Origin of the sequence: Exiguobacterium sp. PvP048 (assembly GCF_040549175.1) — a bacterium.
GTDB lineage: Bacteria > Bacillota > Bacilli > Exiguobacteriales > Exiguobacteriaceae > Exiguobacterium_A > Exiguobacterium_A artemiae.
Map to the genome: position 1 here is coordinate 42,138 of NZ_JBEPSU010000004.1, position 17,602 is coordinate 59,739.

16 protein-coding genes, 1 tRNA gene and 1 other annotated feature are annotated in these 17,602 nt (G+C 46.2%); of the genes, 5 read left to right on the forward strand and 12 right to left on the reverse strand.

Annotation, left to right across the window (positions count from 1 at the left end; all coding sequences use genetic code 11):
- Position 1: 1 nt before the first annotated feature.
- From ABIC15_RS09610 to ABIC15_RS09625, 4 genes are all read right to left on the reverse strand, one after another.
- A complete protein-coding gene (locus ABIC15_RS09610) occupies positions 2-1,384 on the reverse strand; it encodes an aldehyde dehydrogenase (RefSeq protein WP_012369496.1) in 1,383 nt (460 codons plus the stop codon).
- A gap of 102 nt (positions 1,385-1,486) precedes the next feature.
- A complete protein-coding gene (gene deoD / locus ABIC15_RS09615; RefSeq protein ID WP_012369495.1) occupies positions 1,487-2,194 on the reverse strand; it encodes a purine-nucleoside phosphorylase in 708 nt (235 codons plus the stop codon).
- A gap of 25 nt (positions 2,195-2,219) precedes the next feature.
- A complete protein-coding gene (locus ABIC15_RS09620; protein WP_012369494.1) occupies positions 2,220-2,924 on the reverse strand; it encodes a response regulator transcription factor in 705 nt (234 codons plus the stop codon).
- On the reverse strand, positions 2,924-4,681 hold the full coding sequence (locus ABIC15_RS09625) for a sensor histidine kinase (protein ID WP_012369493.1): 1,758 nt from the start codon (positions 4,679-4,681) through the stop codon (positions 2,924-2,926). Before ABIC15_RS09625 ends, ABIC15_RS09620 begins: the two co-directional genes overlap by 1 nt.
- Before the next feature lie 208 nt (positions 4,682-4,889).
- Here ABIC15_RS09625 and ABIC15_RS09630 point away from each other — a divergent pair, with 208 nt between their 5' ends.
- Positions 4,890-6,182, forward strand: coding sequence for an NCS2 family permease (locus ABIC15_RS09630; RefSeq protein WP_354020571.1), 1,293 nt, complete (start codon positions 4,890-4,892; stop codon positions 6,180-6,182).
- A 50-nt stretch (positions 6,183-6,232) separates the two neighbouring features.
- Here the strand turns inward: ABIC15_RS09630 and ABIC15_RS09635 are convergent, their stop codons facing one another.
- Positions 6,233-7,519, reverse strand: a complete 1,287-nt coding sequence (locus ABIC15_RS09635) for an ABC transporter substrate-binding protein (protein WP_354020572.1) — start codon at positions 7,517-7,519, stop codon at positions 6,233-6,235.
- A gap of 190 nt (positions 7,520-7,709) precedes the next feature.
- On the opposite strand from ABIC15_RS09635, the gene ABIC15_RS09640 reads away from it, so the two are divergent.
- Entirely contained in the window at positions 7,710-9,173 is a 1,464-nt protein-coding gene (locus ABIC15_RS09640) for a potassium/proton antiporter (protein WP_012369490.1), read from the forward strand.
- A gap of 40 nt (positions 9,174-9,213) precedes the next feature.
- Here the strand turns inward: ABIC15_RS09640 and ABIC15_RS09645 are convergent, their stop codons facing one another.
- The 5 genes from ABIC15_RS09645 to ABIC15_RS09665 form a co-directional block, all read right to left on the reverse strand.
- Positions 9,214-9,807: a DedA family protein gene (locus ABIC15_RS09645; RefSeq protein ID WP_012369489.1), complete on the reverse strand. Its 594-nt coding sequence runs from the start codon at positions 9,805-9,807 to the stop codon at positions 9,214-9,216.
- Between the two features lie 17 nt (positions 9,808-9,824).
- A complete protein-coding gene (locus ABIC15_RS09650; protein ID WP_012369488.1) occupies positions 9,825-10,046 on the reverse strand; it encodes a hypothetical protein in 222 nt (73 codons plus the stop codon).
- Positions 10,047-10,221: 175 nt separating this feature from the next.
- A complete protein-coding gene (gene asnA / locus ABIC15_RS09655) occupies positions 10,222-11,196 on the reverse strand; it encodes an aspartate--ammonia ligase (protein WP_012369487.1) in 975 nt (324 codons plus the stop codon).
- A 67-nt stretch (positions 11,197-11,263) separates the two neighbouring features.
- Positions 11,264-11,523 (reverse strand) — a binding site (T-box leader).
- A 142-nt stretch (positions 11,524-11,665) separates the two neighbouring features.
- On the reverse strand, positions 11,666-12,553 hold the full coding sequence (locus ABIC15_RS09660; protein WP_012369486.1) for a carbohydrate ABC transporter permease: 888 nt from the start codon (positions 12,551-12,553) through the stop codon (positions 11,666-11,668).
- Positions 12,550-13,440 carry a carbohydrate ABC transporter permease gene (locus ABIC15_RS09665; protein ID WP_012369485.1) on the reverse strand — a complete coding sequence of 297 codons (891 nt, stop codon included), beginning with the start codon at positions 13,438-13,440 and terminating at the stop codon, positions 12,550-12,552. The genes ABIC15_RS09660 and ABIC15_RS09665 overlap by 4 nt, the downstream gene beginning before the upstream one ends.
- A 167-nt stretch (positions 13,441-13,607) precedes the next feature.
- Between ABIC15_RS09665 and ABIC15_RS09670 the strand changes: the two genes are divergently transcribed.
- Together ABIC15_RS09670 and ABIC15_RS09675 are read left to right on the forward strand one after the other, a co-directional pair.
- Complete coding sequence (locus ABIC15_RS09670) at positions 13,608-15,287, forward strand: formate--tetrahydrofolate ligase (protein ID WP_354020573.1); 1,680 nt, start codon at positions 13,608-13,610, stop codon at positions 15,285-15,287.
- A gap of 10 nt (positions 15,288-15,297) precedes the next feature.
- Positions 15,298-16,269 carry an alpha/beta fold hydrolase gene (locus tag ABIC15_RS09675; RefSeq protein ID WP_114596857.1) on the forward strand — a complete coding sequence of 324 codons (972 nt, stop codon included), beginning with the start codon at positions 15,298-15,300 and terminating at the stop codon, positions 16,267-16,269.
- Between the two features lie 46 nt (positions 16,270-16,315).
- On the opposite strand, the gene ABIC15_RS09680 is transcribed toward ABIC15_RS09675, so the two are convergent.
- Positions 16,316-16,735, reverse strand: coding sequence for a hypothetical protein (locus tag ABIC15_RS09680; RefSeq protein WP_012369482.1), 420 nt, complete (start codon positions 16,733-16,735; stop codon positions 16,316-16,318).
- A complete protein-coding gene (locus ABIC15_RS09685; RefSeq protein ID WP_233494594.1) occupies positions 16,732-17,277 on the reverse strand; it encodes an imm11 family protein in 546 nt (181 codons plus the stop codon). Before ABIC15_RS09685 ends, ABIC15_RS09680 begins: the two co-directional genes overlap by 4 nt.
- Before the next feature lie 172 nt (positions 17,278-17,449).
- Here ABIC15_RS09685 and ABIC15_RS09690 point away from each other — a divergent pair.
- Positions 17,450-17,523, forward strand: a tRNA-Gly gene (locus tag ABIC15_RS09690).
- The last annotated feature ends 79 nt before the right edge of the window (positions 17,524-17,602 follow it).

A 17,602-nucleotide genomic window follows, 5' to 3' on the forward strand; every position in this document is an offset into this window, starting at 1 on the left:
ATCATAACAAAAAGCGCATCCATTTGGAATCAGTATTTGAACGCATATAACGGAATGGTAAATCAAACTTCGTCGTATTGTGCACCAGCCCTTTTCGATGGCTGAACGTTTCGAAACTGTATTTGCCGTGATATCCGCCGATTCCACTGGCACCGACACCGCCAAACGGTAAATTATGCTGTGCGACATGCATGAGTGTATCGTTCACGCATCCGCCGCCAAAGGAAATCCGGTTCAAGACACGTTCCTTCACGAATTCATTTTCTGTAAACAGATAAAGGGCCAACGGTTTGTCACGATCCGTGACAAAGGTGATGACATCTTCGATTTCGTCATATACGAGCACCGGTAAAATCGGACCAAAGATTTCTTCCTGCATCAATTTCGAATCAAGAGGAACGTTCGTCATAACGGTCGGAGCCATTTTTCTTGTTTCCGGATCGACTTGTCCGCCGAATTCGATGTTTCCTTGCTCGAGATATCCTGTCAATCGTTCCAAGTGACCGTCCGAAACGATTTTGACATAGGACCCCACGCCGACTCCATTGCCATACTGGGAGAACGCCTCTTCTTCAATCAAACGAAGAAATGTTTCCTGGACGTCCCGATGAACAAAAACATAGTCCGGAGCGATACATGTTTGCCCGGCATTTAACCATTTTCCCCAGGCAATCCGTTTGGCCGCGAGTCTTAAATCTGCATCCTTGTGGATAATCGTCGGAGACTTGCCGCCCAGTTCAAGCGTGACCGGCGTCAAATGTTTGGCAGCTGCTTGATGAACGATTTTACCGACACGAGTCGAGCCGGTAAAGAAGATATAATCAAACTTCTCTTCCAACACAGCTGTACTTACTTCCGCGTCGCCTTCGATCACGACACCAAAACGCTCATGAAACGCCGTCTCAAACACTTCCCGCAACACACGCGAGACGTTTGGTGTCAATTCCGAAGGTTTTAGAACAACGGTATTCCCAGCTGCAATCGCACCTACGACAGGGGCAAGGGCCAGTTGGAAAGGATAATTCCAAGGTGCGATGACGAGCACGTTTCCGTAAGGCTCAAAACGGATTTCGCTTTTTGATCCGAAATGCAACAACGGCGTTTTGACTCGCCGTGGTTTTGCAAGACGGCGCAATTGTTTTTCCATCCGATTGATTTCGCCGTAGACAAAACCGATTTCTGTCGTAAACGCGTCTTGACGTCCTTTATTCAAGTCGACTTTCAAGGCATCGTAAATGGCTTCTTCATGTGTTTCAATTGCTTGTTTCAAGAACGTCAACATACTTAAACGAAAAGCAATGCTTCGTGTCGCGCCTGTCTTAAAGAAACCCCGTTGTACTTCAATCTGGCGTGCTACATCCAATCCCGTTGTCGTCAATCCCATCCTTAAATCCCCCTTGTGAGCTCATTCATTTCTACCTTCTCATTCTACCATAGCTGTCAGGGCAAATAAAAAAAAGCGGAGAGTCTTTTCTCCGCCTTTCGTTTACAGTTGGATTGCTGTTTCAAGTGCGACTTTCATCATGTCGTTAAACGTCGTTTGACGTTCTTCTGCTGTTGTCTCTTCACCCGTCAACAAGTGATCGGAAATCGTCAAGATCGTCAAGGCGTTGACTTTATGTTTGGCCGCAAGTGTGTAGAGGCCTGCCGCTTCCATCTCGATTGCGAGGCAACCGAAGTCCGCCCATTTTTTGAAATGGTGGAAATCATCTTGATAAAATTGATCTGTCGTAAAGATTTGACCCACTTTTGCGTCGATTCCGTGCTCTTTCGCTGTCATATACGCTTTGTGCAATAAGTCAAACGATGCTGTCGGCGCGTAATCGAGTCCGTTGAAGCGGACGCGGTTTTGTGCCATATCGTGTGATGCACTCATGGCGATGACGACGTCGCGCACTTTGACGTCCGGTGTAATTCCGCCGGCAGTACCGACACGAATCAGGTTTTTTGCGCCGTATGATTGAACGAGTTCATTGGCGTAAATCGACATCGAAGGAACGCCCATACCAGTTCCTTGGACCGAAACTTTTTTACCTTTATACGTTCCTGTAAAACCATACATTCCGCGGACTTCGTTATAAAGAACGACATCCTCTAAAAATGTATCGGCAATATATTTTGCACGAAGTGGATCTCCTGGAAGTAATACGGTTTCTGCAATCTGACCTTCTGCTGCGTTAATGTGTACGCTCATGTACGATTCCTCCTCTAAATAGTGACTAAACCGACAACAACTCTCGGAACTCATTCGGAGTCATTCCGAATTGCTTTTTAAAGACTTTCCGAAAATATTTATCATCATGGTATCCGACTTCAAGCGCAATCTCGTAAATCCGGGCATCCGTCTCACCCAGCAATTCTTTTGCCCGATTTAAACGGATGGTTTGAATATAATCCGATAGATTAACGGAAAAACGCTGTTTGAATCGTCTTGAAATGTATTCTCGACTTAGATAAAAGCGTTCACTCATGAGTTGAAGCGTTAGTTCTTCCGCATAATGTGTCGAAATGTATTTTGCAATTTGATCAATCGCTTCGCCTTGTTCTTGAACAGGACCGATCAATTCCATCGCGCGCCCGAGAGCATCATTCAAAATATCAGGATCAATCGGCTTAAGTAAGTAATCAAACGATTGGTGCAAAATCGCCCGACGCATATACGTATAATCATCATACCCTGTCAATACAATCGTGACGACCTTTGGATGATGATTTTTTGTCCATTCGAGTAAACTTAGTCCGTCGAGTCCGGGCATTTCGACATCCGTCAACATCAAATCGATTTTTTCCTGTTCCAAGAAACGTTTGGCAGTGACCCCGTCATCCGCTTCAAAGATATTACCAATCTGCCAGGTATCCCATTCTCCAAGCAATTTCACCGCGTCGCGCACATGTTTTTCGTCGTCTACGATCAATACATTCATCATAGTTCCTCCTGTTCAACGGGAATTCGAATGACGATTCTAAAACCACCTTCAGCCGGAGACTGCAGGATCATGCTGGCTTCTTCTCCATAAAAGATTAATAGACGTTCGTAGATGTTGTGAAGACCGATCCCGGACGTTTGACGGTCTTCCGGTCGGCGGTGCATCCGCATCGTTTGATCAATACTTTCTAGTTTTGCTGCTTCCATGACTGAACCGCTGTTTTCGACTTGAATGATGAGTTGGTCACCATCGCTTCTGACTTTATAGGCGAGGTAATTTTCCGTCGCATCTGCCTGTTGATTAAACGCATGCTTAAAATAATTTTCAGCAAAGGGTTGTAAAATCATTTTCGGGATCTCAATCGAATTCATGTGCCACGGCACATCGACGATATAACGGAACCGATCCGGAAAACGTTGCTGCTGAAGACGCATGTAGGATTGAAGATGATCGACTTCCTGCTTCAGCGTGACAATCGTCTGTTCATTATTCATGGAATAACGCATCATCTGCGACAATCCTGTAATCGAACGATATGCGATTTTCCGGTCACCCTGTAATGTAGTCGTTCCGATCGATTGCAAGGCATTAAACAAGAAATGAGGATTTAATTGAGATTGTAAAGCCCGCAATTCGTTTGTCCGGTTTTCAAGTGCCAGACGGTATTCCCGTTTGATCAGCCGGTCGATTCGTTGAATCATCCGCTGGAATTGCCGATTCAGCAACCCAATCTCATCGTTGGTCGTCGCAACGAATTGTGCCGATAAATCACCCTGTTCGACACGCCAAACGTTTGCTGTCAGCTGTTTGATCGGCTTCGTGATTTTAAGGGCTGCAAGACTGGCCGCGATAATCATCAAGACTAACGAGCCGATTCCGATCAAAATTAAAATCAGCGCTGTTTCATTGGCACCTTTGACGACCGATGCATATGGGGTCGTCTTGATCAGTGTAATGGGAACTCCTTGTGTTGTCGTTTTGGCATACACGATAAAGGAGTCTCCGACGCGCATGCTCCCACTCTTGCCCGTCAATCGGTCATTCGTGACCGGAAGTTCTTTGCCTGTTTTCGCAATCAGTTGGTTTCCATTCAACAACCAAAGCGATTCACCGGGAAAATTTTCGAACAGCTTCAATTGTTGTTCAAAGACACTCGTCGGAATGTCGACTGAAAGAAAACCGAGCGGTTCATCCGTTTCCACCCGATTGATCCGGTAACGGAAGCTGACGATTTCTTTCTCATCCAAAATCATCGTATGTGTATTATAGGCGGCAATCTGATGTGCCGGATCAATCAGCCATCCGTTTTTTTGTTTCATCAAACGAAAATAATCGGTCTCCTGCAGCCAATCAAACTTTCCCCGGCTTGATGTTTTCATGTTATAGACCGAGTACTCCGAATTTCCTTTTAAGATGACAAAATGAAGCTGCTCAATGTCTTGTCTTGATAAAAAAAGTCCGAGCAACGCCCGTGAAATCACACCTTCCGATTCACTGAGCTCGGCATCTGCACCGACGTTCATAATATTGAGTAAGGAGCGATTGGCATACAAACTTGTCGGCAACCGTCTTACATCTTCCATATAATGACTGATTTGGTTGCTTCCTCTTTTCAAACCGCTCAAGCTCGAACGTTCCGCCTGCTCGATGTTCTGGTGGCGCACATAGAGATAAGAAGCTGATGTAGCAAGCGTCGTCGGAATCAGAATTGCTAAGACGACAAGTCGGATCAAACGTGTTCGGATGCTCTTCATCGCCGTCTCCTCCATCCTTTTTCTTCTAATAAGTAGTATAGCATAGCTGTATCCGCTTACATGTATGTCTTTTATTTGTTTATACCCGTTGTCATTTACTCCAATTTAGATTAACCGAAAAACAATACTTGATTCCGAATGAATATTGATATAACATCGTTAATGTTCGTTTTTAACAAACTTTTGAGATTAAGGTGGTCTTTGACTCATGTTTAAACTTTCAGCACACGATACAACGGTCAAACGTGAAATTCAAGCTGGTTTTATTACGTTCATCACGATGGCCTATATTCTTTTCGTCAACCCGACTATTTTATCGGAAGCAGGCATTCCGCAGGATCAAGCTTTCTCGGCAACGATCGTCGCTACTTTGATCGGGACATTGTTGATGGGCTTTTATGCCAACCTGCCGATTGCGGTGGCACCGGGAATGGGCTTAAACGCTTATTTCACTTATACGCTCGTCATCGGCGAAAAAATTCCTTACCAAACAGCTTTATCCGTCGTTTTTGTCGCCGGAATCATCTTCCTTTTGTTATCCTTGTCTCCTTTACGGACGAAATTAATCGAAGTCATTCCAACTACGATTAAGTTAGCTATCACCGGAGGAATCGGTTTATTCATTGCTTCCCTCGGTTTAAAGATGTCCGGTATTCTTGTGGCCGATCCGGCTACCTTGATTACAATCGGCTCTTTGACGTCACCGGAAGCCCTGATTACGCTGGTCGGATTACTCGTAGCCGCCATTCTGACGGTGAAATGTGTTCCGGGTGGTCTATTGTATGCGATGGTCCTGTCCGGAGTACTCGCTTTCTTAACAGGTGAATTGACGTTCTCAAAAACCTTGATTGCTTTGCCGACTTTACCGGAAGGAATTCTTGTCGCGAATCCGCTCTCTGCGGTTCAAGACGTCATTCAATATGGTCTATTCAGTGGTGTCCTTTCGTTTGTCCTCGTCACGATGTTTGATACGACCGGAACAATGGTCGCAGTCGGCGAACAGGCCGGACTGATCGAAGAAGACGGTTCTCTTAAGAACAGCGAACGTGCTCTGTTGTCTGATTCAACGGCAATGATTGTCGGATCGATGTTTGGAACCAGTCCAACGACGGCTTACGTCGAATCTGCTTCCGGTGTCGCAGCCGGTGGACGAACCGGATTGACATCCGTCACGGTCGGCATCTTATTTGCGCTCTCGGCAGTGTTCGGTCCAATCGTTCAATCGATTTCAAGTGTTCCTGCTATTACAGCACCTGCATTACTCCTGGTCGGTGCCTTGATGCTTCAAAATATTAAACAAATCCAGTGGGAAGATTTCAGCGAAGCCTTTACAGCGTTCATGATCATCATCATCATGCCGCTGTCCGGCAGTATCGCAACAGGGATCGCCTTCGGATTCATCATCTATCCGATTATGAAAGCTGTCCAAAAGCAACGCGTTCACTTTTTGATTTATCTGTTCGCTGTTCTCTTCTTCATTCAATTGTTTTTCTTACATTAAATAATAAAAAAACGTGTTGATTCCATTTATTGGAAACAACACGTTTTTTATTATTTCTTCATTTTTTGCCAAGTCTTCGTAAAGTCTTGTAACATCTCTTCTGATGTTTTTTGTTTTCCTACGTATGCCTGCATGATGGCACCAAATTCGTTGACAGCACCGTCCGGATATTTAAACCAGTTCCATGAGATGGTTTTATCTTCTTTAGAGTACTTGATGATATCGTCAGCAAGTGGTCCAAGATCGGCTGCTTCGATTGATTTGAACGCCGGGATAAACTTGAATTTGTTGACCATATAATCTTTTCCTGTATCAGATGTCGCCATCCACTCGAGGAACTTTTTACCTTCTTCTTTATTTTTCGAGTTTTTGTTGACGACCCAGTTATTCGGTACGCCGACCGGAAGTCGATCCATTTTTTCTTTGTCATCATTGATCGGCATCGGAATGAAGCCCATCTCGATATCCGGATTGACATCCGTAATCAATTGTTGCGCCCAGTTTCCTTGTTGGATCATTGCTGTTTTTCCTTCAGCAAACTGTGAAACTTGTGTATTGTAATCTGTCGTCAACGGATTTTTGTTTCCGTACTCGATCGTTAAATCAAACAGATTCATGAACTCTTTAAATTGTTTATTGTCTTCGAACTTCCCTTTGCCGGAATTCAGATCGGCGATGAACTGATCCGGATCATCCTGTTGGCCCATCGGGATATTCATCAAGTGATTTCCAAGAATCCACCACTCGCCGTATCCGATCGAGAATGGTGTCACGCCGTCCGCTTTCAGCTTCTTGGACGCTTCTGTTAATTCTGTTAACGTTTTCGGCAACTCTGTAATACCGGCTTTCTTGAAGATTTCTTTGTTGTAAATGAAACCGTAACCTTCCAAGTTCATCGGCATACCATACAGTTTCCCGTCAATTGTCATCGGTTCTTTTGATAGGTCTGTTAAATCACTGACCCACTTTTCATCCGAAAGATCTTCCAGCTTATCTTGCCATGTTTTCGCTTCTGTAAATCCACCGTTGTTGAAAACATCCGGTTCGTTACCCGAAGCAAACTGAGATTTCAAGGCGGCGCCATAATCCGATCCGCCGCCGACTGTTTGAACGACGACTTTTACGCCCGTTTCTTTTTCATACGCCTTTGCCATCTTTTCCATGTCTTTTGCGATTTCAGCTTTAAATTGGAATACGTTGAGGGTCTTCCCGTCCTTAGAAGAGCCACTGTCCTTTGAGTCATCACTATTGAGTGTTCCACCGCCACCACATGCTGCAAGTGCTACGACCATTGCGGTCGTCATAACTGGTAGTGCTGCCCATTTACGTTTACGCATTCGGATACCTCCCTGATTTTCGAGTTGATACTCGTGCTACGCTTTTACAATAAATGAAAACGCTTGCAATAAAAACGGATAATTTTGTCCGGTGCGGTGGAAAATATTGAACAATCGTTATCCGACAAAAAAACTCGGGATTAGTGTATGATGAAAGTAGTTATGATATTCCATGAAGGAGTCTGATGCAATGTCCCTACAGTTCACGATTTTATTAATTGGCTTATTGTTGTTTACAGCAGTCTGGACGACGAAATTGTCGAGTCGTCTCAATATTCCGGCTCTCCTGATTTTCATTGCCCTTGGCATGATTGCCGGCAGTGACATTACCGGGTTCATCCGGTTTGATGATGCCGAGCTGGCACAGTTACTCGGTACGGTGGCGCTGATCATCATCTTATTCGAGGGAGGTCTTCAAACGGCTTGGAAAGAAGTTAAGACCGAACTCTCACCCTCTCTGTCACTTGCCACGTTTGGTGTCTTCATTGCGACGACAATCGTTGCCGTGGCGTCCCACTACATTCTCGGCTTCAGCTGGGCTAATGCTTTTCTCCTTGGTGCCATTGTCGGATCAACGGATGCTGCCGCGATTTTTTCAGTACTCAGCGGGCAATCCGTCCGGCGAAAAGTCGGTTCAACGTTAGAACTCGAATCCGGGACCAATGATCCGATGGCTGTTTTTTTGACAGTCTTCTTCCTGGAATTCGTGACGAATCCAAAAGAGGCTTCACTCGTTTCCGGCTTAACTTCGTTAGTCTGGGAAATGGTGATCGGTCTACTGCTCGGTCTGTTCATCGGCTGGATTGCTTCGACACTACTTAACCGGATTGATCTCAGTTCCTCGAGCTTTTATCCGATTCTTTTAATGTCGTTCGCCTTTCTTTCGTTCGGTATTGCCGATACGATTCATGCCAGTGGTTTCTTAGCCGTCTATGTGACCGCCATCTACATCAGCAATCATGAATTGGTTTACCGTCAGACGCTTGTCCGTTTTACGATGAGTATGGCGCACTTGGCCCAAATCGGGATGTTTATCGTGCTCGGATTACTCGTCTTCCCGAAGCAGTTGCTTGATCCGCAGGTGATTCTATCCTCGATTGCCCTTGCATTGATTTTAATCTTCATCGCCCGCCCGGTGTCGGTCTGGCTCAGTCTGCTTCCCTTTAAATATTCTTGGCAGGAAAAAGTGTTTGTTTCCTTCGCCGGTTTAAAAGGAGCAGTTCCGATCATTCTTGCGACGTATCCGCTTGTCGCCGGCATCGACAACGCCGGAATGATTTTTAATATCGTCTTTTTCACCGTTCTGTTATCGACGTTAATTCAAGGGAGCATGCTGACGTTCCTCGCCGATCGCCTTCATTTGAACGACACGGGTTCTTCCGCCATTCAAACGGTTATCGAGTTCATGTCGATTGGGAAACCGAATGCGGAAATCATCGAATTGACGATTCCGAATTCCCATCCATTCGTCGGGAAAGCCATCATGGATATTGATCTTCCGCAGGAATTTTTAATCACGGCAATCATCCGGGACGACCAAATCGTGACACCTCGTGGAGACACGCTTTTTGAAGGTCGGGATCAGTTGCTTCTATTAACTCCGAAACACCGGATTAAAACGCTCAAACGATTTTTATTCCCTAAAACTCCATGAAAAAAGGGCTGACTTAAATAGTCAGTCCCTTTTTGTATTCTTAACGCTTCGATTTCAAGCGGCGATACATGATGTAGCCGATGATTCCAACGACAATGATGCCGAGAATCCACCATAATTCCTGTTCAAGCCCCTTCAGCATGGACTCTGCCCGTTCCACCCCAAACTTCTCTCCCAGCCAAACATAAAAAAACGAAACCGGGAACAAACCAATGCTCGAGGCGAGGACGTATCGTTTGAACGACAAGTTAAACAGACCACACGGAATCGAGACGACCGAACGGACGACCGGGAAGAAACGACCGAACAAGGCAGACCATGAACCGTATTTCGATACGATTCGTTCTCCCTGAATGATTTCCCGTTCCTTGATCATCAACCATTTTCCGTAGCGAACCAAAATCGGACGTCCGGCGTAACGACCGAGAAAGTAAAATAGCGTCGCGCCCATCAGACTGCCGATGAAACCGATTAGGACAGCTGCCGTCCAACTGATCGTTCCGTTTGAAACATACAGACCGAGTAACGGCAAACCGACTTCAGCCGGAATTAATTCCGTCCCGAGTCCAAGAATCATAATTCCTAAAAACAGCCAGAGATTCGACTCTCCGGCTGAGAATAACCATTCCAGCATCCAACCACTCCTCTAAATCAGCCTCGTGCAGGACGAAGAAGATAATAAATGATGACGACGAGCGTCGTCCAGACTCCTGTAAAAATCCCGATGATTCCGACGATAAAGAAGCCCAGTGCCATCATTGATCCTGTACGCTTGTAATCACGCCACATCGTCCGCAATCCTTTGATGTTAAACCAAAGGAACGCGACGAACAGCAAGGCAAACACTAATCCTGTAATAAGTATCGCTGACATGTCTTCACCTCTCTCTTATTAGTTCATATGCCCATTATAACGTGTTTTCACACGTCTTTCCTCAGTCTGAGGTCGGATGAACTTATTTTGACACATAGAAAAACCGTACTGCCATCCATAAAGTCATGGTCAGCAGTACGGTTTGTCATTATATCTATCAGTACATCACTCGTTCTTACAGCAGGTGCACACCTTGCTCACGGTACGACGCGCGTGTTTCTTCCGACCAGACCGACGCCTGAACTTCACCGATGTGACGTTTCTTCAAGAGGAACATCGCCATCCGGGATTGTCCGATTCCGCCGCCGATTGTCAGTGGAAGTGTTTCTGCCAGTACCCCTTGATGGAACGGGAAATCGAGTTTCGCATGCTCGCCTGTCGTCTCGATTTGTGCGAGTAACGTTTCACGGTCGACACGAATGCCCATCGATGAAAGTTCAAATGCACCGATTTCCGGATGATGGACTAGAATATCGCCGTTGAGTGTCCAGTCATCGTAGTCAGCCGCTCGGCCGTCATGTTTTTCTCCGGACGCTAAGGCTCCACCGATTTGCATCAAGAAGACAGCCCCGTATTCTTTAGTCACTTCCGTCTCACGCTCTTTCGTCGAAAGCGTCGGGTACGCATCTTCCAGTTCCTGTGTCGTCATGAAATGGATCGTTTCCGGTAAGATCGCTTCAATCGCGAGCTGTTCTTCGACTTCACGTTCCACTTGACGAATCGATGCGTAAATCGCTTGCACCGTTTTCTGCAAGTAGTCGATTGTCCGCTCTTCTTTTGAAATCACACGTTCCCAGTCCCACTGATCGACATGGATCGAATGCGTTTCATCCAATACTTCGTCGCGGCGGATGGCATGCATCAATGTGTACAAGCCTTCGCCTTTTGCGAATCCGTATGTGTGGAGTGCCTGGCGTTTCCACTTCGCAAGCGATTGAACGATTTCGAGTTCTGCCTGATGATCAATCGCATCAAAGCGGATGACGCGTTCAGTTCCGTTCAGGTGATCGTTGACTCCGAGTGTGCTTTCGACGAATAACGGTGCTTCGACGCGTGTCAATCCGAGTTGGGCTGAGAATTGCTCCTCAAAGCGTTTTTTTACAAGTGTGATAGCTTCCTGTGTCTGTTTCATCGATACGAGTGTTGTCATGGTAATCTTCCTCCTCAATTGTGTGTTTGAAAAAGAAGCCATAAAAAAGAGCCCTTCTCTCCCAAGAATATGGGACGAAAGACTCGGTTCCGCGGTACCACCCATGTTAACAGCTCAGCTGCTCACTCAAAAGACTGATGATCAATTATCATCTCAATCTTCGGCCATATGATAACGGACAGGCAACTCCGGCTACGCCTACTGACTTCAGTGTTCGGGTAGCGACTCCGGGATGTTCTTCGCAACTTGTTTCCGACTGGGCTCTCACCGCCCCCAGCTCGCTAATCCGGTTTTACAAGATGTTACTCTTCCCTTCAACGTCGTTGTTACAATTGAATTGAGAACATCGTACACCATCCGGCAAGTATTTGAAAAGCCTTTTTTTCAAAAAAAAATAAAATAATCTGACTAATCAGATTAACCAATCAAAACAAAAACGTTCCCGCAGAAGCGAGAACGCGCTTACATATCACTTGATGGAACCACTCGTAATTCCTTGAATAATTTGCTTTTGCATGGCGAAGAAGAACAGTAACAACGGAATGATCCCAAGAATCAGTCCAGCTAACGCCAAATCCCATTGCTTTGTATATTGGCCGAAGAAATAGAATGTCGCAAGCGGAATCGTCCGCAGTTCGACATCACGTAACATCAGCGATGGTAACAAGAAATCATTCCAAATCCATAGTGTGTTCAGGATGACAATCGTTACCGTGATCGGTTTAAGCAACGGGAAGACGATCCGCCAAAAGACACCCCACTGCGAACAACCGTCGATAATGGCTGCCTCTTCAATCTCTTCCGGAATCGATTTCATGAATCCATGATACAAGAAAATCGATAGACCGGAACCAAAGCCGAGATACATTAAAATCAGACCCCAATAACTGTTTTGCAGTCCGAGATCCCCTGACAGTTTCGACAATGGAATCATAATCGACTGGAATGGAATGATCATCGCGGCGACAAACAGGAAAAAGATAATCGTCGACAGACGGCTTTTGGTCCGAACGAGTTTCCAGGCGGCCATCGAACAGAAAATCACGATGACGGCGTTGGCACCGACCGTGATGATGACGGAGTTCAGGAACACTTTCCCGAAATTCATCGCTTCCCAGGCATTCGTATAGTTTTCCGTAATCCATTCTTTCGGAAGACCCGATGTATTCGTAAAGATATCCCCTTGCGTCTTAAACGAGTTCGAAATGACATAATAAAACGGAATCATATACAACAAACCCATCAACAAAGCGGCAATCTCCACGGTTCCGAGTCGTACGGAATAACGGCCGCGCTTTTTCGGTGCCGGTTGCTCCGGCTTGAGCTCCGGTTTCGGTAAAGGTTGTGCGGTACTCATGCTTCCACCTCCCGTTTTTTCGTCAAGTACACTTGGGTGACGGTAATCGCGGCAACGACCACAAAGAAAATGATGGCTTTGGCGGAACCGAGACCCAGATTATTGTTTGTGAATGACTCTTTATAGATGTTCAGCGCCAGCATTTCCGTTGATTTAAACGGACCGCCGTTCGTGAGCGATAAGTTCGTATCAAATAGTTTGAAGGACCAGGAAATCGTCAGGAACAGACAGATCGTGACCGACGGCATGATCAGCGGAATCGTAATGTTCCGTAACGTCGACAGGCGGTTGGCTCCGTCAATTTTGGCTGCTTCGATCAGTTCCTGCGGGACATTTTGCAAGGCCGCAATATAGATGACCATGATATATCCCCCGCCTTGCCAAATCGAAACGATGACAATACCCCAGAAACCGGTTCGAGCGTCACCAAGCCAAGGAAGTTCGAATAAACTCCAACCTGTCAGTTCTCCAATCGAAGCAAATCCTTTAACGTAAATGAACTGCCAGACGAATCCGAGAATCAATCCGCCGATTAAGTTCGGCATGAAGAAAATCGTCCGTAAGAAATTTCGAGTCCGAATATTTTGCGTGAGTAAAAACGCTAAGATAAATCCAACCAGATTCGTTAAAACCACGGCTACGACGGTGTATTTCGTCGTCAGCCAGAAGGACTGTTGGAACTGTTCGTCCACCGTGAACAGCCGGACATAGTTGTCAAACCCAATCCAATTTAACTCACCGGTAATTCCGTTCCAATCCGTGAATGAATACATGACACCATTAAAAAAAGGTACGAGAACGATTACTGCGAACACCAAAAAGACGGGTCCGACAAACATCCAAAATTCAAGTCCGCGCTTTACTTTTTTCTTATTGCTTACTGCCATTGCTCATCCCTCCTCTATCCCTAGACTACGCAACTTTCCATAAAATGAAAACGCAACCATTTGACCCATTGGGTGGAATATATTGAACGATTATTTGGCGTGTCCGTTTCAGATAAGCTACTATTAAGGAAATATAGAGAAACTCATCTTGAGAGGAAGATTACGCCATGGAAAAAACGATTCGTTCTGATTTAGAAATTGCCCAGCAAACCATCCTACGCCCCATCTCCGAAATCGCCGAACATATCGGATTAACTGACGCGGATTATGACACGTACGGAAAATACAAAGCAAAGTTGACAGACGGACTGGTGAAACGATTGGCGACGAAAGCAGATGGAAAACTGATTCTTGTCACGGCAATCAATCCGACGGCTGCCGGAGAAGGAAAATCGACAGTCACGGTCGGACTGGGTCAAGCGTTACACCGACTCAATCATAAGACGATGATTTGCTTGCGCGAACCGTCACTCGGACCAACGATGGGATTAAAAGGCGGAGCATGCGGCGGCGGATACAGCCAGGTCTTGCCGATGGAAGAAATCAACCTTCATTTTACAGGTGATATGCACGCCATCACTTCAGCCCACAACACAATCAGTGCCCTGCTCGATAATCATCTTCATCAAGGCAACGACTTACGGATTGATCCGCGTCGCATCACGTGGAAACGTGTCCTTGATCTGAATGACCGCGCCTTGCGACAAATCACGATTGGACTCGGCGGACCGGCCCACGGCGTTCCGCGTCAGGACGGGTTTGATATCACGGTCGCTTCGGAAATCATGGCTGTTCTCTGCTTAGCGGATTCCATCACGGATTTAGAGGAACGCATCAGCCGAATTGTCGTTGCCTATTCGTACGACCAACAGCCGGTGACAGTCAAGGATATCAAAGCTTCCGGTGCTGCGACATTACTCTTAAAAGAAGCCTTCCGCCCAAATCTTGTCCAGACGGTCGAAGGCACACCGGCTCTAATCCATGGTGGTCCGTTCGCAAATATTGCCCACGGTTGTAACTCACTGATTGCGACACGTACTGCCTTGAAGCTGAGTGATTATGTCGTCACGGAAGCCGGATTCGGAGCAGATCTCGGAGCTGAAAAATTCTTTAACATTAAATCCAGGATCGGCAATCTGCATCCGGATGCGGTTGTCGTCGTTGCGACTGTCCGTGCGTTGAAAATGCATGGCGGGGTTGCAAAGGATCAATTGGCGGAAGAAAATTTATCCGCTTTGGTCGAAGGACTGGCTTTACTCGAGAAGCACGTTGAAACAATGGATTTGTTCGGCGTGCCGGCCGTTGTAGCCTTGAATCGTTTCGCAAGCGATACCGATACGGAACGCGAGACGGTGCTCGAATGGTGCCGCGAACGCAAGATCCGCGTCGCTGAAAGCGAAGTCTTCAGCCAAGGGGGCGCCGGTGGAGAAGCACTGGCGGAGCAGGTCTTTGAGGCTTTGGAGGAAGAGAGTCAGTTTACTCCGCTTTATCCGGCCGAACTGCCGCTGACACAAAAAATCGAACGGATTGCCAAACGAGTGTATGGTGCAGCAGATGTGCATTTCGAAGAAAAGGCATTACGTGAGCTTGAGCGTTGCACCGAACAGGGACTCGGCCATCTGCCGATCTGTATGGCAAAAACACCTTTCTCATTGACGGATGATCCAAGCAAGTACGGACGTGTCGAAGGATTTACGATTACTGTCCGTGAAATCAAACCATCCGTCGGTGCGGGGTTCATCGTCGCCTTGACCGGGAATGTATTAACCATGCCGGGTTTACCGAAAATACCGGCTGCCAATAAGATGGGAATTTCTGAAGACGGAACGATATACGGACTTTCTTAATCAGGGAAGGATGATAGATGTGACAATCGACCATACACACTGGATTGCATCAGACGGTTACACGACAACGATGCATCTGTTAGAAGCTAATGCTCCGAAAGGGGTCGTCATTGTTTTTCACGGAATGATGGAGCACGGTGCGCGCTACCAAGAGTTTGCCGAGTTCCTTTATGCCCACCACTACCATACGATCATTCCGGATGTACGTTGTTTTGGCGCACGTGCACAACAACTGGATTCTCTTGGGCATTTGGAGCCAAATCATGGTTTTGCGCAATTGATGCAGGATGCTGAAGAACTGGTTTACGATATCAAAGAGCGTTATCCCGATTTACCGATTTTCGTGTTTGGTCACAGTTTCGGTTCACTCATTTCAAGACGCCTTGGCCAAACACTCGGTCACGAGTTGGCAGGAGTCATTGCAAGCGGTCCTCCGACGGACAATGGTTTACTCGGCACCGTCAGTCAAAAAATTGTCGGACGACTGATCGAACAAACTTCTTCTCACCATCCGGCAGAAGGACTCAGTAAGCTGATTTTCGGACGGTATAACTTACGTTTCTTCCCGGCACTCTCTTCGAATGCCTGGTTATCCTCCGATCCTCAATCGGTCTTACGTTATGATGAAGATCCGTTATCGGGGCAAACCGTCACACTCGGCTTTTTTAACGAATTACTGTCGGCAACCAAATCCGTCAACTCATTGGCTTATCTGTATCAACATCCGCGTCATTTACCGTTGCTGCTGATAGCCGGCGAAGATGACCCGGTCGCTTTCGACGGCAAAGGAATCCACGCCCTGTTTGATGCCTATAACCGGGTTCGTGTCGAAGGGGTGCAACTCACGGTCTACCGTGGATTGCGGCATGAATTATTCCACGAGTTTGAGCGAATCCGTGTTTTTGCGGATATCGCAGGTTGGCTGAACAAGCAGATCGGCTCACATCCGCTTTCTTCACTGCGGAAACAAGGACATCAATAATGAACAAAAGCGAGGTGCGCTCAATTGAGGGCACCTCGCTTTTGTATTAGTGAATCCAGTTCAATGATAAGATCATCGCTTCAATTTCTTCCAATTCCAGTGACTCGCGATCTGCAGAATACGTTAATAGAACAAGTCGTTCCCCGTCTGAATATGCATAAATCCGGATGAAGACCTCTTCTTCTTTCCCGTCTACAGCAAGAAGTGCTTCTTTGGAAGAATTCCGACGTGCTTCAAGTGGTCCAGTCAGTTCAATACCAAACTCTTCCACCAATAAGTTGATTTCCTGTTCTGCCGCTTCAAAAGGTGTCAGTTCTTCTGTATCCGACTCGTAGATGGATAACTGTAACGTCCCCATCGCATTTTCTTCCGTCGAATAAAAACTAACAAATGTTTCTTCTTCTTGATATTCAAACGTTTTTGGATATTGCAGTGTAATCCAATTATCGACCGTGTACTGTTTCATATAATTTCCTCCATTCGATTTATCTCGTCAAAATGTATGCCTGTCACGGCTAGTTGCTGGAAACACCGTGCTAGCGTATCCGAGAGGAAAATACGTTCCGTACGTTCATCCCGCAAGATGTGGTGGGGACCAAGCGATGTACTGACGATTCGCTCCGTCATGAAGTAGACTTGTTTTTTCCGAAGCGTGCGGAAAATCTCCGTCTTATGTAGATGTTCCACCCGTCTTACCGCTAGAATATTGATGAGATAGTAATTGATGAGTCCCGTTCGTGTCTTCAGCTGGACACGGAGACATTGGACGGAAAACGGTGTCAGCCGCTCCAATATCTGTTTCATCCGTTCAGATACTAATGGGATCTTCAATTCGTTCGGAAGCACGTCCGGTAGCATATCTGCATCCTGTTCGATTGAAAAGGCAAGTAGGCTTGCGTTCAGAAACCACTCTCCTGTCGTGAAGCGATAACGATCGATTTGATGGTGACATGTCGCCATCCATCCTTTTCCCATCAGCTGTTCGCTCCAAACTCGAACTTTGTTCACCAGTCATTCGCTCCTCTTTCCATCTTCAGCCACTCACTCTCGTTACAGGAAGCTTATGTAAACGATTTAGCTCTTATTATTGTACACATAAAATCAAAAGAATTACCTTTTTTCATAAAAGTTATGGAAATAAACGCTTTGCTATGCTACTATATTTCATGTAGCAACTCTTGCGGGTGTAGTTTAGTGGTAAAACCTCAGCCTTCCAAGCTGATGATGAGAGTTCGATTCTCTTCACCCGCTCCAATTTATGACATAACATAGGTCACGACACATAGGTCAATGACTTTTATGCCTTCGAGGGCAGACGGCTTGCAACTTGCAA

Coding starts and splice junctions, on each gene's coding strand:
- ABIC15_RS09665 (WP_012369485.1), bottom strand. CDS start 13,440: ATGGCAGTAAGCAATAAGAAAAAAGTAAAGCGCGGACTTGAATTTTGG.
- deoD (WP_012369495.1), bottom strand. CDS start 2,194: ATGAGCGTACACATTAACGCAGCAGAAGGTCAGATTGCAGAAACCGTA.
- ABIC15_RS09610 (WP_012369496.1), bottom strand. CDS start 1,384: ATGGGATTGACGACAACGGGATTGGATGTAGCACGCCAGATTGAAGTA.
- ABIC15_RS09675 (WP_114596857.1), top strand. CDS start 15,298: ATGATAGATGTGACAATCGACCATACACACTGGATTGCATCAGACGGT.
- ABIC15_RS09630 (WP_354020571.1), top strand. CDS start 4,890: ATGTTTAAACTTTCAGCACACGATACAACGGTCAAACGTGAAATTCAA.
- ABIC15_RS09620 (WP_012369494.1), bottom strand. CDS start 2,924: ATGAATGTATTGATCGTAGACGACGAAAAACATGTGCGCGACGCGGTG.
- ABIC15_RS09650 (WP_012369488.1), bottom strand. CDS start 10,046: ATGTCAGCGATACTTATTACAGGATTAGTGTTTGCCTTGCTGTTCGTC.
- ABIC15_RS09660 (WP_012369486.1), bottom strand. CDS start 12,553: ATGAGTACCGCACAACCTTTACCGAAACCGGAGCTCAAGCCGGAGCAA.
- asnA (WP_012369487.1), bottom strand. CDS start 11,196: ATGACAACACTCGTATCGATGAAACAGACACAGGAAGCTATCACACTT.
- ABIC15_RS09625 (WP_012369493.1), bottom strand. CDS start 4,681: ATGAAGAGCATCCGAACACGTTTGATCCGACTTGTCGTCTTAGCAATT.
- ABIC15_RS09635 (WP_354020572.1), bottom strand. CDS start 7,519: ATGCGTAAACGTAAATGGGCAGCACTACCAGTTATGACGACCGCAATG.
- ABIC15_RS09680 (WP_012369482.1), bottom strand. CDS start 16,735: ATGAAACAGTACACGGTCGATAATTGGATTACACTGCAATATCCAAAA.
- ABIC15_RS09670 (WP_354020573.1), top strand. CDS start 13,608: ATGGAAAAAACGATTCGTTCTGATTTAGAAATTGCCCAGCAAACCATC.
- ABIC15_RS09645 (WP_012369489.1), bottom strand. CDS start 9,807: ATGCTGGAATGGTTATTCTCAGCCGGAGAGTCGAATCTCTGGCTGTTT.
- ABIC15_RS09640 (WP_012369490.1), top strand. CDS start 7,710: ATGTCCCTACAGTTCACGATTTTATTAATTGGCTTATTGTTGTTTACA.